The sequence below is a fragment of the Janthinobacterium sp. P210006 genome, assembly GCF_036231885.1.
In the GTDB taxonomy this organism is placed as follows: domain Bacteria; phylum Pseudomonadota; class Gammaproteobacteria; order Burkholderiales; family Burkholderiaceae_D; genus Janthinobacterium; species Janthinobacterium violaceinigrum.
The window spans coordinates 1,696,877-1,711,986 of record NZ_JAZARD010000001.1 but is presented as its reverse complement, the minus strand read 5'-3'; the positions used below and the strand labels follow the sequence as shown (position 1 = coordinate 1,711,986).

Annotated in this window: 16 protein-coding genes; 5 read left to right on the top strand and 11 right to left on the bottom strand. The window is 64.5% G+C overall.

The window, feature by feature from the left end:
• Positions 1 to 61 precede the first annotated feature (61 nt).
• Entirely contained in the window at positions 62 to 1,378 is a 1,317-nt protein-coding gene (locus VPH41_RS07640) for an ATP-binding protein (protein ID WP_328569487.1), read from the top strand.
• Here the strand turns inward: VPH41_RS07640 and VPH41_RS07635 are convergent.
• From VPH41_RS07635 to VPH41_RS07600, 8 genes are all read right to left on the bottom strand, one after another.
• Entirely contained in the window at positions 1,375 to 2,736 is a 1,362-nt protein-coding gene (locus VPH41_RS07635; RefSeq protein WP_328569486.1) for an HD domain-containing phosphohydrolase, read from the bottom strand. The genes VPH41_RS07640 and VPH41_RS07635 overlap by 4 nt on opposite strands.
• Complete coding sequence (locus VPH41_RS07630; protein WP_152284534.1) at positions 2,733 to 4,196, bottom strand: ATP-binding protein; 1,464 nt, start codon at positions 4,194 to 4,196, stop codon at positions 2,733 to 2,735. Before VPH41_RS07630 ends, VPH41_RS07635 begins: the two co-directional genes overlap by 4 nt.
• 14 nt (positions 4,197 to 4,210) lie before the next feature.
• A complete protein-coding gene (locus VPH41_RS07625; RefSeq protein ID WP_328569485.1) occupies positions 4,211 to 5,050 on the bottom strand; it encodes an HDOD domain-containing protein in 840 nt (279 codons plus the stop codon).
• Positions 5,047 to 5,379 carry a hypothetical protein gene (locus VPH41_RS07620; protein WP_287773106.1) on the bottom strand — a complete coding sequence of 111 codons (333 nt, stop codon included), beginning with the start codon at positions 5,377 to 5,379 and terminating at the stop codon, positions 5,047 to 5,049. Before VPH41_RS07620 ends, VPH41_RS07625 begins: the two co-directional genes overlap by 4 nt.
• Positions 5,376 to 6,194: a response regulator gene (locus VPH41_RS07615; protein ID WP_328569484.1), complete on the bottom strand. Its 819-nt coding sequence runs from the start codon at positions 6,192 to 6,194 to the stop codon at positions 5,376 to 5,378. Before VPH41_RS07615 ends, VPH41_RS07620 begins: the two co-directional genes overlap by 4 nt.
• A gap of 162 nt (positions 6,195 to 6,356) precedes the next feature.
• Positions 6,357 to 6,833, bottom strand: coding sequence for a hypothetical protein (locus VPH41_RS07610; RefSeq protein WP_328569483.1), 477 nt, complete (start codon positions 6,831 to 6,833; stop codon positions 6,357 to 6,359).
• Between the two features lie 81 nt (positions 6,834 to 6,914).
• Positions 6,915 to 8,168, bottom strand: coding sequence for a DEAD/DEAH box helicase (locus VPH41_RS07605; protein WP_328569482.1), 1,254 nt, complete (start codon positions 8,166 to 8,168; stop codon positions 6,915 to 6,917).
• Between the two features lie 180 nt (positions 8,169 to 8,348).
• Positions 8,349 to 9,407, bottom strand: a complete 1,059-nt coding sequence (locus tag VPH41_RS07600) for an Lnb N-terminal periplasmic domain-containing protein (RefSeq protein ID WP_328569481.1) — start codon at positions 9,405 to 9,407, stop codon at positions 8,349 to 8,351.
• A gap of 183 nt (positions 9,408 to 9,590) precedes the next feature.
• On the opposite strand from VPH41_RS07600, the gene VPH41_RS07595 reads away from it, so the two are divergent.
• Entirely contained in the window at positions 9,591 to 10,295 is a 705-nt protein-coding gene (locus VPH41_RS07595) for a hypothetical protein (RefSeq protein ID WP_328569480.1), read from the top strand.
• A gap of 40 nt (positions 10,296 to 10,335) precedes the next feature.
• Entirely contained in the window at positions 10,336 to 10,692 is a 357-nt protein-coding gene (locus tag VPH41_RS07590; protein WP_328569479.1) for a glyoxalase superfamily protein, read from the top strand.
• Between the two features lies 1 nt (position 10,693).
• Here VPH41_RS07590 and VPH41_RS07585 read toward each other — a convergent pair whose 3' ends face one another.
• Positions 10,694 to 11,863, bottom strand: coding sequence for a mandelate racemase/muconate lactonizing enzyme family protein (locus VPH41_RS07585; RefSeq protein WP_328569478.1), 1,170 nt, complete (start codon positions 11,861 to 11,863; stop codon positions 10,694 to 10,696).
• A 106-nt stretch (positions 11,864 to 11,969) separates the two neighbouring features.
• Here VPH41_RS07585 and VPH41_RS07580 point away from each other — a divergent pair, with 106 nt between their 5' ends.
• On the top strand, positions 11,970 to 12,890 hold the full coding sequence (locus VPH41_RS07580) for a LysR family transcriptional regulator (RefSeq protein ID WP_328569477.1): 921 nt from the start codon (positions 11,970 to 11,972) through the stop codon (positions 12,888 to 12,890).
• Positions 12,891 to 12,932: 42 nt separating this feature from the next.
• Positions 12,933 to 13,796 (top strand): flagellar motor stator protein MotA, encoded by an 864-nt coding sequence (motA, locus tag VPH41_RS07575; RefSeq protein ID WP_092794839.1) that lies wholly within the window; start codon positions 12,933 to 12,935, stop codon positions 13,794 to 13,796.
• Positions 13,797 to 13,974: 178 nt separating this feature from the next.
• On the opposite strand, the gene VPH41_RS07570 is transcribed toward motA, so the two are convergent.
• Together VPH41_RS07570 and VPH41_RS07565 are read right to left on the bottom strand one after the other, a co-directional pair.
• Positions 13,975 to 14,511 (bottom strand): hypothetical protein, encoded by a 537-nt coding sequence (locus VPH41_RS07570; RefSeq protein WP_328569476.1) that lies wholly within the window; start codon positions 14,509 to 14,511, stop codon positions 13,975 to 13,977.
• A 92-nt stretch (positions 14,512 to 14,603) separates the two neighbouring features.
• Positions 14,604 to 15,065 (bottom strand): hypothetical protein, encoded by a 462-nt coding sequence (locus VPH41_RS07565; RefSeq protein ID WP_328569475.1) that lies wholly within the window; start codon positions 15,063 to 15,065, stop codon positions 14,604 to 14,606.
• Between the last annotated feature and the right edge of the window lie 45 nt (positions 15,066 to 15,110).

Here is a 15,110-nt window from a genome sequence, read left to right as displayed (position 1 = left end):
CAGAATCAGGCATAATCGAGCCAGGGTGACATGAATGCCGTGCAGGCCGCGAGGTGTGACGATGCAGTTCGAGGATTTCGACCTATCTACTCCCGATGCCAGCCGGCATGGCAGTGCGGTGCCTGGCGACGATGCGTCGGCCGCCACGGCCGTGCGCCTGCAATACCTGCTCGACAATACCCCGTCCATCATCTATTGCACCGTGCCCAGCGGCGACTTCAAGATGACTTTTGTCAGCAACAATGCCTTGAACGTGCTGGGCTACCGGCCCGAGGACATGGTGGCCGACCCCAATTTCTGGTTCGACCACATCCATCCCGACGATGCGCCCGGCATCTTTTCCAGCCTGGCGCAGATCTTCGTCGAAGGTGCGCGCGCGTATGAATACCGCTTCCGCGTGCAGGACGGCAGCTATCTGTGGATGCACGACAGCCTGCGCCTGGTGCGCGACGAGCACGGCGTGCCGTTCGAGGTGATCGGTTCGCTGACGGATATCACCGAGCGCAAGCGCATGGAAGCGATGCTGCAGGCGCGCGGCGAAGAGCAGCAACTACTGATCAGCAAGCTGCAGGAAGCGCACGACCAACTGCTGCAGGCGGAAAAGATGGCGTCCATCGGCCAGCTGGCGGCCGGCATCGCGCATGAAATCAATAACCCGATCGGCTTCGTCAATTCCAACATGAGTTCGCTGCAAGCCTATGTCGGCACCCTCTTCGGCGTAATTACCCAGTATGAGGCGGCGATGCGCGAGGAGTCCGACAGTGCGGCGCTGGCCGCGCGCGTGGCCCAGGTACGCGCGCAAGCCGACCTGGCCTTCCTGCAGGACGACATGGTGGACCTGGTCGGCGAATCGATGGATGGCTTGAAGCGCGTGCGCGACATCGTGCAGGCGCTGAAGGATTTTTCCCACGTGGGCGAGACGGACTGGCAAGTCGCCAGCCTGCACGCGGGGCTGGACAGCACCCTGAATATCGTCGCCAACGAATTGAAATACAAGGCCCGCATCGAGAAACAGTATGGCGAGCTGCCGCCCATACTGTGCCTGGCTTCGCAGCTGAACCAGGTCTTCATGAACCTGCTCGTCAATGCGGGCCAGGCCATCAGCGGCGAAGGCGTGATCAGCATCCGCACGGGCCACGCGGACGGCTGGGTGTGGGTGGAAATCGGCGACACGGGCGCCGGCATCGCGCCCGAACACCTGAACCGCATCTTCGAACCGTTCTTCACCACCAAGGCCGTGGGCAGCGGCACGGGCCTGTCGCTATCGTACGGCATCGTCAACAAGCATGGCGGGCGCATCGAGGTGGCGTCCGAAGTGGGCCGCGGCACGCGCTTCACCGTGCACCTGCCCCTGCAGCCTCCGGCCGCGAACGCCTAGGCGTCCTTGGGCGGCGCGTACACGCGGATGCTGAGCCGGCCGCCATTCTTGCCTTCGAAATCGAGCAGCTGGGCGATCACGCGGGCCGTCAGCACGTGTTCGGCCGCCAGCAGCATCAGGCCATCGCGGCTGATCAGGTCGCGCGACAGCACCATGCCCGGCTCCAGCTGGCCCGACAGCACGGTCAGGTCGCGCGCCGGCGGCTCCGTCTCGTCCATGATGCTGCGGAAAGCGGCCACCACGGCGGGGTCATAGCGCTTGCCGACACTGTCGTAGATCAGGCTGCGGGCTTCCTCGGCGCGCAGGCTGCGCTGCACCATGGCGCCGATCTGCAAACCGTCGTAGTCCGAGGCCAGCGCCAGGATGCGCGCGCCCAGCGGAACGGCCAGGCCCACCAGGCCGTCGGGAAAGCCGCCGCCGTCGAAACGCTCGAGCTGCGAGCGCAGGATCACGGAAACGGCGCGCAGCTCGTCGAGCGCCATCAGCAATTGTTCCGCGCGCAGCGGATGCTTGCGGAACGCGGCCAGCTGCTCGCCCGTCCAGGCGCTGGCCGGCAATTCCAGCACATCGTCGCTCAAGCTGAGTTTGCCGATATCCTTGAGCAGGGCCGCGATGAACACGTCGCGCGCCTCCTGCCCTTCCAGGCCCAGCGCCAGCGCCAGCTTGCGCGCCAGTTCCGCCACCCGCCGCGCATGGCCGGCCAACTTGCCGCCGCGCATTTCGATCAGGTTGGAAAACACCTTGATCGTCGTCACGAACGTGGCCTTCAGGCGCTCGTTGGCCGCCTGCACCTCGTCGTGCGACTGTTTCAGCTGCTGCGTGCGCGTAGCCACCTTCGCTTCCAGGCCGGCGTTGAGCGCCTGCAGCTGCACGTTCTGGCTGGCCGTCAGTGCTTCCAGCCGCTGCTTTTCCTGTTCCAGCGCGCGCCGCTCCAGCGCGTGGCGCACCACCAGCACGATGTCGTTTTCGTCCCACGGCTTGGTCACATAGCGGTAGATCTCGCCCTGGTTGATGGCGTCGAGGATGGACTGGATATCCGCATAGCCCGTCAGCAGCAGGCGCATGGTGCCGGGCCAGCGCTGGCGCACCTGGGCCAGGAACTGCGCGCCATCCATGTGCGGCATGCGCATGTCGGAGATGACCAGGTCCACCGCCTCACCCTCGAGCAGGGCCAGGCCCGCCGCGCCGCTCTCGGCCGTCAGCACGCGGTAGCCGTGCGGGCGGAACAGCCGCCGCAACGACGACAGGATATTCGGCTCGTCATCGACGCACAGGATGGTCGGCGGCGCGGCCGCGGTGCTGGCGCTGGCGCTGGTGCTGGTACTGGTGCTCATGCTGTCCTGTTCGTTGATGGTCATGGTGCGACGGCCTGCGCCTGGCGCACGGGCAAGGTGATGCGGAAGGTGGTGCCGCGTCCGATGACGCTGCGCACGTCGATGCGGCCGTGGTGCTTTTGCACCGTGCTGTAGGCCAGCGACAGGCCCAGGCCCGTGCCCTTGCCGACGGCCTTGGTGGTGAAGAAGGGGTCGAAGATGCGCGACAGGTGTTCGGGCGCGATGCCGCCGCCCGTGTCCTCGACTTCGATCCACACTTCCGCCGCGTTGTCGCTGCCCGTGCGCAGGGTGATGCGTCCGTGCGCCTCGCCCATGGCGTGGGCGGCGTTGACGACCAGGTTCATGATCACCTGGTTCAGTTCGGAAGGCTGGCATTCGATATCGGGAATGTCGCCATACTCGCGCACCACGTCAGCCTTGTACTTGACCTCGTTATTCACGATATTGAGCGTGGTATCGATGCCCTGGCGCAGGTCGGCCCAGACCCACTCCTGGTGCGCATCCGTGCGCGAAAAATCCTTCAGGTCCTGCACGATGCGGCGCACGCGCGCGATGCCCTCCTTCGACTCGCCCATCAGCAGCGGAATGTCGGTGCGCAGGAAATCCAGGTCGATCTGTTCGCGCAGCGCGCGCAGGCGCGCCGCCACCACGGCGTCGGCGACGGCCGGCTCCGCTTCCTCGTAGGCATCGAGCATGCTGAACAGATCATCCAGGTAGCCTTCCAGGGTACCCACATTGGAAAACACATAGCCGATGGGATTGTTGATCTCGTGCGCCACGCCGGCGGCCAGCTGGCCGATGGAAGCGAGCTTTTCCGACTGCAGCAGCTTTTGCTGGGCCAGCGACAGCTTGCTGTTCAATTCCGTCAGGGCCAGGTTGCGTTCGCGCAATTCCAGGTCGGCGATCTCGCGCTGGCGGATATCGTCGGCCAGGCGCTCGTTCATTTCGGCCAGCTGGGCCGTGCGCCTGGCCACCAGGTGTTCCAGGTTGGCGTGCGCCTTGCGCAGCGCGCTTTCCGCATGGTGGCGTTCCGTCACGTCGCGCAAGGTTTCGATGGCGCCCACGAGGCGGCCGTCCAGGTCGCGCAGGGGCGCGGCCGTGAAGTGCAGCCAGTGGCCGTCGGGGCCGATATTCGCAAAGAAATCCTCCGCTTCGTAGGCACCGGGGATGACGACGGAGCGCTGCAGCTTGCCCTGGTACAGCTCGCTTTCGCCGAACGCGATATCGTCGGCCACCAGCAAATCGGCCAGGCAGGCGCGCGGCTGCGGATAGAATGCCTTCCAGTGGTCGCGCGTGCCCACCATCTCGGCGGCCGTAAAGCCCAGCAGCTGTTCGCAGGCGCTGTTCCAGTGCGTCACCACGTGGTCCGTGTCGATGGCGAACGTGGCCACGGGGTGACCGTCGAAAAAGGCCGACAGCGCGATGGAATCGCCCTGGCGGGGTGCCGGCGCGGCGGGCCGCGCGTGCCCTGCATCTGTGTCCATGGCCTCTTTCCTGTTCATGCCAGCATGATCCGTGACATCTCATCGTAGGTCGTTTCGGTTTGCCGCAGCAGCGCGAACCAGGCCTGCTCGTCCAGCGCCAGGCTGCGCCAGCCCGCGGGCGACAGGGGCGGCACGAGCGCATCGTCGATGCCGGCCAGGTCCAGCGCCAGCGCGACGGCATTGGCCATGTGCACGACCAGCGGCAAGCCGCCCGCGTCCAGCCGCTCGAGGGCGTGGTGGTCGGCCACCGCCTGCTGTATCGCGGCGGGAAACTTCCAGTAGGCAGCCAGGGCGCTGCCCACCTGCGCGTGATCGATGCCGATGACGGCCACTTCGGCATCGGCCATCTGGCAATCGTGCGCCTGGCGGTGGCTGCGCACGAGCGCGTGCTCGGCCGGGAAGCGCGTCACCAGCACCAGGGTGCCCAAGTCGTGCAGCAGGCCCGCCGTGAACGCCGTCTCGGGATTGACGCGCAAGTGCGGCGCCAGCAGGCGCGCGGCGATGGCCGTGGCCAGCGAATGGCGCCAGAACGCCTGGAAATCGAAGCCGCCGCCCACGGGCGCGAAGCTGCTCGTCAGGGCGCAGGCCGTGACGACGGTACGGATGCTGTGAAAGCCCAGCACGGAAACGGCTTGCGGAATGCTCGTGACCTTCGATTGCATGCCGTAGAACGAGGAATTGGCGATGCGCAGGGTCTTGGCCGCCAGGGCCTGGTCCAGCTCGATCTTTTGCGCCAGCACATGCACGTCCGTATCGTCCTGGTCCATGCTCGACAGCAGCTCCAGCACCACCACCGGCAGCGAGGGCAGTTCCTGTATCTGGCGGATGATATGTTCAAAACTGAGCCGTGTCATGCCCCGCTCCCCTGCCGGTAGCGCTGCAGCAGCGCCAGCAGTTCCGCCCCGGCGGAATCGGGCGGCGTGGCGCGGAACAGCACGGCCAGCCGCTCCAGGCGGCGCGCCCGTTCCTGCTCGGCATGCGCCTGCGCGGCGGGGTCGGGTTCGTCGTCCGCCACGATGTGGCAGCGCTCCACATTGCGCCGGCGCAAGGCCGTCAGGTTGGCCGCCGTCAGGGTGGCGCCCTGGGCCAGCAGGACGGCGCCGCTGGCGTCGCTCAGCGCCTGCGCCAGCACCATGCCCTCTTCTGCTTGCTCGATGGAAATCTCGCGTCCGCTTTCACTCATGTATCCGCTCCATGACGGCTCAGGGTGACGAGGCTGCCGCGCGAGCGCGAATGCAGGCCCATGGGATGGACGGCCACGGCATACGGCTGGCCGTCGATGGCGGCCAGGCCAGGCGCGCCCTGCCCATCGAACAGCTGCGGCAGGACCAGCGCCGCCTCGTTGCCCAGCAGGGCCGCGCCCCGCTCGAACAGGTTGGCCGCGGCCGCGTTGATGAAAGCGATCATGCCGTCCTCGTCGAGCCCGATCACGGGCAGCGGCAGAAATTGCAGCAGTTCGCGCGCGATGCCCAGGCTGACCTCGTCGCGGCTGATCTGGTGCTGCTGCTGGCTGACCAGCGCCTGCATGGCGGCATTCGCGGCCGCCAGCGCCTGGTTGGCCACGCGCAGCTGGGCATTGAGGCGCGCATTGTCATCGTCGATGCCCTTCAGGCGGAAAGCTTCGGCGATATGCTCGCGCAACTGATGGTCTTCCCAGGGCTTGGTGAGGAACTTGAAGATGGCGCCTTCGTTGACGGCGTCCGTGACGGCCTGCAACTCGGTATAGCCGGACAGCATGATGCGTATGGTCTGCGGACACAGCAGCTTGGCCTTGCGCAGGAAGTCGGCGCCCAGCATGCCGGGCATGCGCTGGTCCGACACGATCACGTCGACCGCATGGCTGGCCAGCACCTCCAGCCCTTCCTGGCCGCTGCCGGCCGTCAGGATATGGTAGCCATCGCGCCGCAGCAGGCGCTTGAGCGAAGCGAGGATATTCGGCTCGTCGTCGACCAGCAGCAAGGTGCGCGGCTGCGCGGCCGGTGCCGAAGTCCCTGGCATACCATGCTCATCGTGCACATCCATCGGACCATCCTCTCATCGCCATGGCGATACGGGAGCTTGCCTGAGGGGGAAACCTGCCGCGCGGCACAGTCTTGCGCGGCCGTCCCCTTGCGCTGAAATTATACGACTAAATATTCCCGCATGGCACTTATCCGCCACTTATCCGCGCCGTGCGGGACAAGGCGTGTCGCGGTAAAACACAAAGCCGCCCAGGCCGATGGCCGTGGTGCCGGCTTTCACGCCATACACCAGCGTATTCTTGTCCGCCTCGATGCGCAGCAGGTTCATGTGCTGCACGATTTGCGCGTGCGACAGCTCCAGCGATGGCGTGGGCGCCAGCTGCAGGCGCAGCTCGGCGGTGGCCGCATCGTACGACCAGCGGCCCGGGTTGTAGAAGGCGAAGCCGCCATCGAAACGCAGGCTGCCATCCTTGAACTGGGTCAGGCAGATGCCGGGAAATTCGCTGGGCGGGTTGTACCACGTGGCGGCCACGGCCGCATCGGCCGACGTCTTGCCCGGCATCTGCATGCCGGCCTTGTCGCCGCGATTGCTGCCGCCCCCCCCCATGCCGGCGCAGCCAGCCAGCGCCAGCGCGCAAGCCAGCGCGCCCGCGCGCGCGATGAATGTCATGTGCATTGCCGTCCCCTTGCTTTATAGAAACATCATCTTAAGGCGGGACGGCCAGCCGTTCAAGCGGCTAGCGCACATAAGGGGGATTTAATTGCCTGCGGCCGCCTTGGCTGCCGCTTCGCGCAATTTATCCTTCTTGCTCTTGCGCGCGCCCTTCACGCCGCCGTTCACCGTATCGGTCGCGGTGCTCGCCGGCGTGGGCAGTTCCGTCGGCTCGAAGCCGGCCACCACTTCGCGCACGATGCGCAAGTCGTTGCGGTTTTCGATCAGACGGAAATGCGCTTCCGTGTCGGCCGTCACGAAACTGATGGCCGTGCCGCTTTCGCCGGCGCGGCCCGTGCGGCCGATGCGGTGCGTGTAGTCGACGGCCGAGCGGGGCAAGTCGTAGTTGACGACGGCAGGCAGGCCGGCGATGTCGATGCCACGCGCGGCCACGTCCGTGGCCACCAGCACCTGCAGGCGGCACGCCTTGAAGTCGGCCAGCAGCTGGCTGCGCGTGCCCTGGCTGAACTCGCCGTGGAAGGCGCCCACGTGCAAGCCCGCGCGCTGCAGCTTGTCGGCCACGTGTTCGGCCGCGTACTTGGTGGCGACGAACACCAGCACGCGCTCCCACTGCTGCTGCAGGATCAGGTAGCGCAGCAGCTGCGTGCGGCGCGGCACGTCCACCGTGATGGCGCGCTGCACGATGTCGGGCTTGTCCTGCGGTTCGGACGCCACTTCGATGCGCACGGGTTCCTTGAGCAGGCTGTCGGCCAGCGCCTGCACGCTGTCGGGGAAGGTGGCGGAGAAAAACAGGTTTTGCCGCTGCTTAGGCAGCAGCGCCAGGATGGCGTTGATCTCTTCGCTGAAACCCATGTCCAGCAGGCGGTCGGCCTCGTCGAGCACGAAGAGCGACACGCCGCCCAATTTGACGGCATTCTGGCGCACCAGGTCCAGCAGGCGGCCCGGCGTGGCGACGACGATATCGGCGCCGCCGCGCAAGTCCATCATCTGCGGATTGATCGACACGCCGCCGAACAGCACGGAAATCTTCAGCTTGACGGGCAGCGGCTTGGCCAGCGCGTGCACCGTCTGCCCCACCTGCGCCGCCAGCTCGCGCGTGGGCACGAGGATCAGCGCGCGCACCTGGCGCGGGCCGGAAACGGGCGCCATCAGCGCCTGCAGCAGCGGCAGCGCGTAGGCGGCCGTCTTGCCGGAACCCGTCTGGGCCGCGCCCAGCACGTCGCTGCCGCGCAGGATGGCGGGAATGGCGGCCGCCTGGATGGCCGTCGGCGCGGCATAGCCGGCCTTGTCGACGGCGCGGACCAGGGAGGGGATCAGACCCAGTGAGGAAAATGGCATAGCGGGCCTTCTTTATTCGTAAAGTGAGACCGGCCGCAATGTGCGGCCGGTCGGGATATGGTGACAGTATAAAGCAAGGGTGCGACTCGGCTGACAAAATGCTCAGGGCCAGGCGCCATGCCGCAGACGGTACGCTGGTACGGCAAGGCATGGGCAACACCGCGCTGGGGATTTTGTCGGCTATTGGCGCGGCATTTGCAGCTTCGGGTGGCCCGTTTCATCGTAGCCCGGCATGCCGCGGCGGATCGCGTGCGAAAAATCCGCGTCGTCGTTGGCCGCCCGCGCGCGCGCCGTGACGTGGCCTCCCGTGCGCAGCTGCTGGAAGGTCTGGCCGGGCACCAGGCCCTTGACGTCGAACAGGTAGCGGTCCAGGTAGCCCGAGGCCATCAGCCGGTAGTCGAGCGGCAGGCCCGGCACGATGCGGCGCACCATCTCGAAGACGATGGTGGTGCAGTTGGCCGTCAGTGTGTTGTAGAACTGCGGCTGGTTCTTCAGCGCTTGCGCTTCGTCCAGGTAGGCCAGGAACAGCGAGCGCATGGCCGCCTTGGGCATCATCACGCGGTACAGATGCATGTCCTCGCCCCGCGCATTCGTGCGCACGCGCAGGATGTCGCGCTCGTCGGCGGCGATCAGGCTCATTTCGAAATGCTTGAAGAAGCCGCCGATGGCGGAAAAGCTCTCGCCCTTTTCCTTGCGGATTTCGATGGAAAACGTCAGGAAGCGCCCGTCCGCAAAGCCGAACGAGATCAGGGTGTGCGCGATATACGGCCCCGTCCAGTACGACAGCGCCGTGTCCACCGTGCGCAGCCCGTCGAGGTCGTAGCTGCGCTGCTCCCACTTGACCGTGTAGTCGTCGTCGCTGCGCCAGTCGAAATTGCGCACATTGTCCAGCGTGACGGTGCTGCCCTTCACCGTGCCCGTGACGTTGCGCGCCACGTCGTCGGCCCACACGCGCTGCTGTTTCGGCGCGATCAGGCTCCACCACACGAGCAGCAGGACAAAACCGGCCGCATACGGCAGCAGCACGCGCGCGTCGCCGCGCGTCCACCACAGCGCGATGCTGGCCACGCCCAGCGCGCCCCACAGCAAGGCGCCGATGGCTTGCGCCGCCGTGCCGCCGGACAGCTGGTACCACAGCGCCAGCGCGCCCCACAGTGCAGTCAACAGGATAATCAGGGAAACGGCCATTTTGCCGAGGGTGGCCAGCACGGAGCGGGCACGATGTGATAAGAAAGTCATGCCCCGATTATACGGGCAAGCGCAGGAACAGGGGCGTTCCGGCAAGCCGTGCGGCAACAGGCCCCGGCAGTGCAATCATTGCTTGCCTGCTAATTTATTTCATGAGAGCATATTGCCAAAATAAAATGTATAGACAAGGCAGGCTGCCGCCGCAGCGATGCCGCGTCCATCCCAGGAGATCCCTTGCAGCCCCCTACCCTCTACGCCTTCGCCGGCAGCCTCAATTCCGTCTTCATCGTCGTCAGCCTGTTTGGCCTGTGGTCGCAGCTGCAAAAAATCTGGCAGCGCAAGCGCGATGCCAGCCTGGCGCACGGCAAGACGACGGACATCCTGTCCATCAACCAGTTCACCGTCAGCTTCCTCGCGTATTGCGCATTCTTTGTGTACGGCTATTCGATCACGCCGTTCAACCACTACATCGTCTGGCCCCGCCTGGCCGCCTCCCTGATTGCGCTGGCCATCCTGTACGAAATCGACCGCGACCGCCGCAGCCGGACCTCGCGCAACGCGCTGCTGGCGTGCGCGCTGCTGCTGTGCGCGGGCGTGGCGGGGCTGGCCTTCGGCCCCACCTTCAGCGATGAAAAGCGCGTGATCTCGCAAAGCCTGATCGTCGCCGTCACCGTGCTGCTGGCCCAAGGCTATGCGCACCAGATCCGTTTGATCTGGCGCTCGGGCAAGACGGGCGCCGTGTCGCTGAAAATGAGCCAGTTCATCCTGGCCATGGATGCCAGCACCATCTTCTTTGCCTGCGTCATGGGGCTGGAAACGGGCTGGCCCTTGCTGCTGCTGGCCTGCGTCAGCGCCGCGACCAAGCTGGTGATCATGTGGCTGTTCCGCTGGGAGAAGACCAGCGCCGCCGCGCAGGTCAAACGACAGGCGCCGGCCTGAGGCTAGAATGGCGCTATCGCCACCGCCTGAAAGCGCCGCCATGCATGCTCCCATCCCCATCCTGCGCAGCTTTTCCGAAGAAAAAGCGCGCGAGTTCTACCTCGGCTTCCTCGGTTTCACCCTGGACTGGCAGCACCGCTTCGAGCCTGCGGCGCCCCTGTACCTGCAGGTGACGCGGGGCGAGCTCGTGCTGCACCTCAGTGAACACTACGGCGACGCCACGCCCGGAGCGGCGCTGCTGATCCCCGTCGACGACGTCGCCGCCCTGCACGCGGAGCTGCGCGACAAGGATTACCCGTATGCGCGGCCCGGCATCCGCGACGAGGACTGGGGCCGCATCCTGGAAGTGGCCGACCCGTTCGGCAACCGGCTGCGCTTCTGGCAGCGCGCCGCCTGATTTACTGCCCGCTCAATGCGCGCATGGCCGCGTACAGGTTGGCCTTGCCCTCGAAGCCGATGCCGACGAGGTCCGGCATGGTGATGTGGCCGTTTTCCACCCGCACGCCATCGGGAAAGCCGCCGAAGGGCTGGAATAAGTCCGGATACGATTCATTGCCGCCCAGGCCCAGCCCTGCCGCGATATTCAGGGACATCTGGTGGCCGCCATGCGGGATGCAGCGGCTGCGCGACCAGCCGTGCTGCTGCAGCATGTCCAGGGTGCGCAGGTATTCCACCAGGCCGTAGCTGAGGGCGCAGTCGAACTGCAGCCAGTCGCGGTCGGCGCGCATGCCGCCGTAGCGGATCAGGTTGCGCGCATCCTGCATGGAAAACAGGTTCTCGCCCGTCGCCATGGGCTTGTCGTAATAGCTGCGCAGGGTCGCCTGCAGCTCGAAGTCGAGCGGGTCGCCCGCCTCTTCATACCAGAACAAATCGTACTGGCGCAGCGCCTTGGCGTAGGCGATCGAGGTATCGAGGTCGAAGCGCCCGTTCGCATCCACGCACAGCTTTTGCCCATCCTGCAGCACCTCCAGGATGGCGTCGATGCGGCGCAAGTCCTCGTCCAGCGAGGCGCCGCCGATCTTCTTCTTGACCACCGTGTAGCCGCGGTCGATATAGCTGCGCATCTCGTCCTGCAGGGCGGACAGGCTCTGGCCCGGGTAGTAATAGCCGCCCGCCGCATACACGAACACCTGTTTGTCGGGCACGCCCGTGCCGTGGCGCTCGGCCAGCAGCTGGAACAATGGCTTGCGTTCGATCTTCGCCACGGCATCCCAGATGGCCATGTCGATGGTGCCGATGGCCACCGAGCGCTCGCCGTGGCCGCCCGGCTTTTCATTCGTGTACATGCAGTCCCACACCTTGTGCGGGTCGAGGTTGCTGCCGTCCGCCGTCAGCAGCGAGGCGGGATCGGCGTCGAGGATGCGGGGGATGAAGCGCTCGCGCATCAGCATGCCCTGGCCGTAGCGACCATTCGAGTTGAAGCCGTAGCCGACGACGGGCTTGCCGTCGCGCATCACGTCCGTGACGACGGCCACCAGGCTCAGGGTCATCTTCGTGAAATCGATGTAGGCGTTGCGGATGGGAGAGGAAATGGGAATGGTCTGTTCGCGGATTTCAACGATTTTCATGCGGGTCTCCTGTGGGTGAAAACGATGACGCCAGCTTACCCGCGATATAAAGCCATATAATCGACTGAAATTTAAACCATTATTCACTTGAAGTGAAAGATGAACCATGAAAACGGACGCCACCACGGAAATGGCCTTCTTTGTGCTGTTGGCCAAGCTGGGCAGCCTGTCGGCCACGGCGCGCGAACTGGGCATCACGCCGCCCGCCGTCAGCAAACGGCTGGTGCTGATGGAGCAGCGCCTGGGCGTGCGCCTCTTGAACCGCAGCACGCGACGCATCAGCCTGACGGGCGATGGCGAAAGCTACCTGGCGCAGGCGCGGCAAATTCTCGACGACATCCGCGCCATGGAAGAGTCCCTGGCCAGCGGCAGCGCGGAACCGCGCGGGCTGCTGCGCGTCAACGCCACCCTGGGCTTCGGCCGCACGGTGATCGCGCCCCTGCTGTCGCAATTCGCGCTGCGCCATCCGCAGCTGGAAGTGCAGCTGCAGCTGACGGACAGTCCCATCAACCTGGTGGAGCAGGCGTATGACCTGGGCATCCGCTTCGGCGACTTGCCCGACACGCGATTGTCGGCGCGACGCATCATGTCGAACCGGCGCTTCCTGTGCGCCTCGCCCGCCTACCTGCAGGCGCACGGCACGCCGCAGACGCCCGACGAGCTGGCGCACCACCGCTGCATCGTGCACCGGCAAAACGACGATGCCTACGGCATCTGGCGGCTGAGCCGTGGCCGCGCCACGCACACGGTGAAGGTGCGCGGCACGGTGGCCAGCAACGATGGCGACGTGGTGCTGGGCTGGGCACTGGACGGTCACGGCATCCTGCTGCGCTCGGAATGGGACCTGACCCGCTACCTCGACAGCGGCCGCCTGCGCGTGGTGCTGGAAGACTACGCGCTGGCGCCAGCCGACTTGTACGCCTACTACCCGAGCCGCCACCAGCTGCCCGCCAAAGTGCGCGCTTTTATCAATTTTCTCGGCCAGCAGTTGCAGCCGGATGCGGCCACGGCCGCCGAATCAGGTTAAACTACAATATTGCGATATGGCAATATTATGAGGGAGTAAGTTTTGCTAGTCATACTCGGATTTATCGTCGTGCTGTTTTCCGTCTTCGGCGGCTTCGCCATGCAGGGCGGGCACCTGGGCGCCCTGTTCCAGCCGCTGGAATTGCTGATGATCGGCGGCGCCGCGCTGGGCACCTTCTTTGTCGGCAACGACGCCAAGGCCATCCGCGCCACGTTTGCCGCCCTGCCCACCCTGTTCCACGGTTCGCAATACACAAAGGCGCGCTATATGGAACTGATGGGGCTGATGTATGAAATCCTCAGCAAGATCCGCAAGGAAGGCTTGATGTCCGTCGAGGACGATATCGACGACCCGTACCGCAGCCCCATCTTCGTGAAATACCCGTACACGCTCGGCGACGAGCACATCCTGGAATTCATCACCGACTATCTGCGCCTGATGGTGTCGGGCAATATGGACGCCTACCAGATCGAAAACCTGATGGATAACGAGATCGAGACGCACCATGAAGATGCGGAAATGCCGATCCAGACGATTTCGCAGCTGGCCGACGCCATGCCCGCCTTCGGCATCGTGGCCGCCGTGATGGGAGTGGTGCACACGATGGCATCCGTGGGCTTGCCGCCGGCCGAGCTGGGCGTGCTGATCGCGCAGGCGCTGGTGGGCACCTTCATCGGCATCCTGCTGGCCTACGGCTTCATCGCCCCGCTGGCCAGCCTGCTGCGCCGCAAGCACCATGAAACGGCAAAGATGTACCAGTGCGTGAAAGTGACCCTGCTGGCCAGCCTGAACGGCTATGCGCCGGCCCTGGCGGTGGAATTCGGCCGCAAGGTCATTTCCGCCACGGAACGCCCATCGTTCAGCGAACTGGAAAACCACGTGCGCCAGGTGCGCACGAAGAACTGATCCGGCCCGTTCGGCTCAGGCTTTCGGCGCCGTCCAGAAGTGACGGGCAAAACGCCATGATCGATAGCGTGCCTGCAAGCCCGGCATGCTTTCCAGCTATTTCTCATTGCGATGTCCGCCGCTGGCCGACGGCGGACATGATTGGCAACTTCCGGCCCGCAGCGGACCTCCGGATTCGTCACACCGGTGATTGCGCATTCACGAACAGCACCATGTCAGAGACGGTATGCACTTTTCCGTAATACGGGTTGCACGCGGTCCGCTCCAGTGACCTTCCGGCCCGCAAAGCAACGTCCACGATGAGATCGTCCATGTCGTCGGCATCCAAGCCCAAATCGCTCGAGAGTAAGTCCGATGCGCGTACTGGAGCAGCGACAAACGGCCCAAGAAAAACTTGCAGCTCCTGATACACCGCGCGGATGATCCAGGTATCAGTTATTCTTTTGTCAAAACTGCGGGCGAAGTGGCATATCGATTCGCCTTCGCGTGCGCAAGCCAGGGTTTGAAGGCGCTGCTTTTCACGCCGATGCAAAACGCTGGTCCAGACGCAAAAAACACAGAGCACAGCACAGCCAATACCCAAAACCCGGGCAGATGACACGTACACAAAGTACCCGAATCCGACCGCCAACATGGTCAGGAATAACGTCAGCGCAATGACAGGCTGTTTGGCTTTCTTTGCCATTTTCCTGGACGGCAGCCGTGTCGCTCCCATTGCGTCTCCTTGTATGCTTCATCATGATTATTCATGGTCGGCTTCTGGCCGGTTGACGTCGTTGGCAGGTTACGCCCCATTGCGGACGTTCATCACGGAGCGGGGCAGCCGACTTGTGACTCTTTGTGAAATTCGTCTTGGCTAGGCAGAACTTGGTACATGGTCAACTCAGCTTGACTACCACTTACCGACCAAATCATCAGCTCTCGCACCTTCGCATTCTCGTACTCGGTGTCATAAGCCAATCGGACTTCATTTGGAAAGCATGAAGACCCCACCAGAACAGATGACTTGTAATTTCCGTACTGAGACATTGCACTTTGGACTGCTGAGGCAAACTGTTCTTTTGGTATAGCTGCTTTCAACGCAGAAGAACCCAAGTTATACAAACGCTCGTAGTCCTGCTTTTCGTAGTGACCACGGTACTTGTCAACGCCGGCCAAGGCCAGAGTCTTATCCTCGTCGAAGCGTCCCGCTTTAACGCCCACATCGCAAGCGGATAGCGTCGCAAACGCTAGAAACGGAAGAACTAGACAGCGAAAATTTTTGAGCATGTAAGTAGTTGTTTGCTGAATGGGAATGATGGAAGACGGAGCACG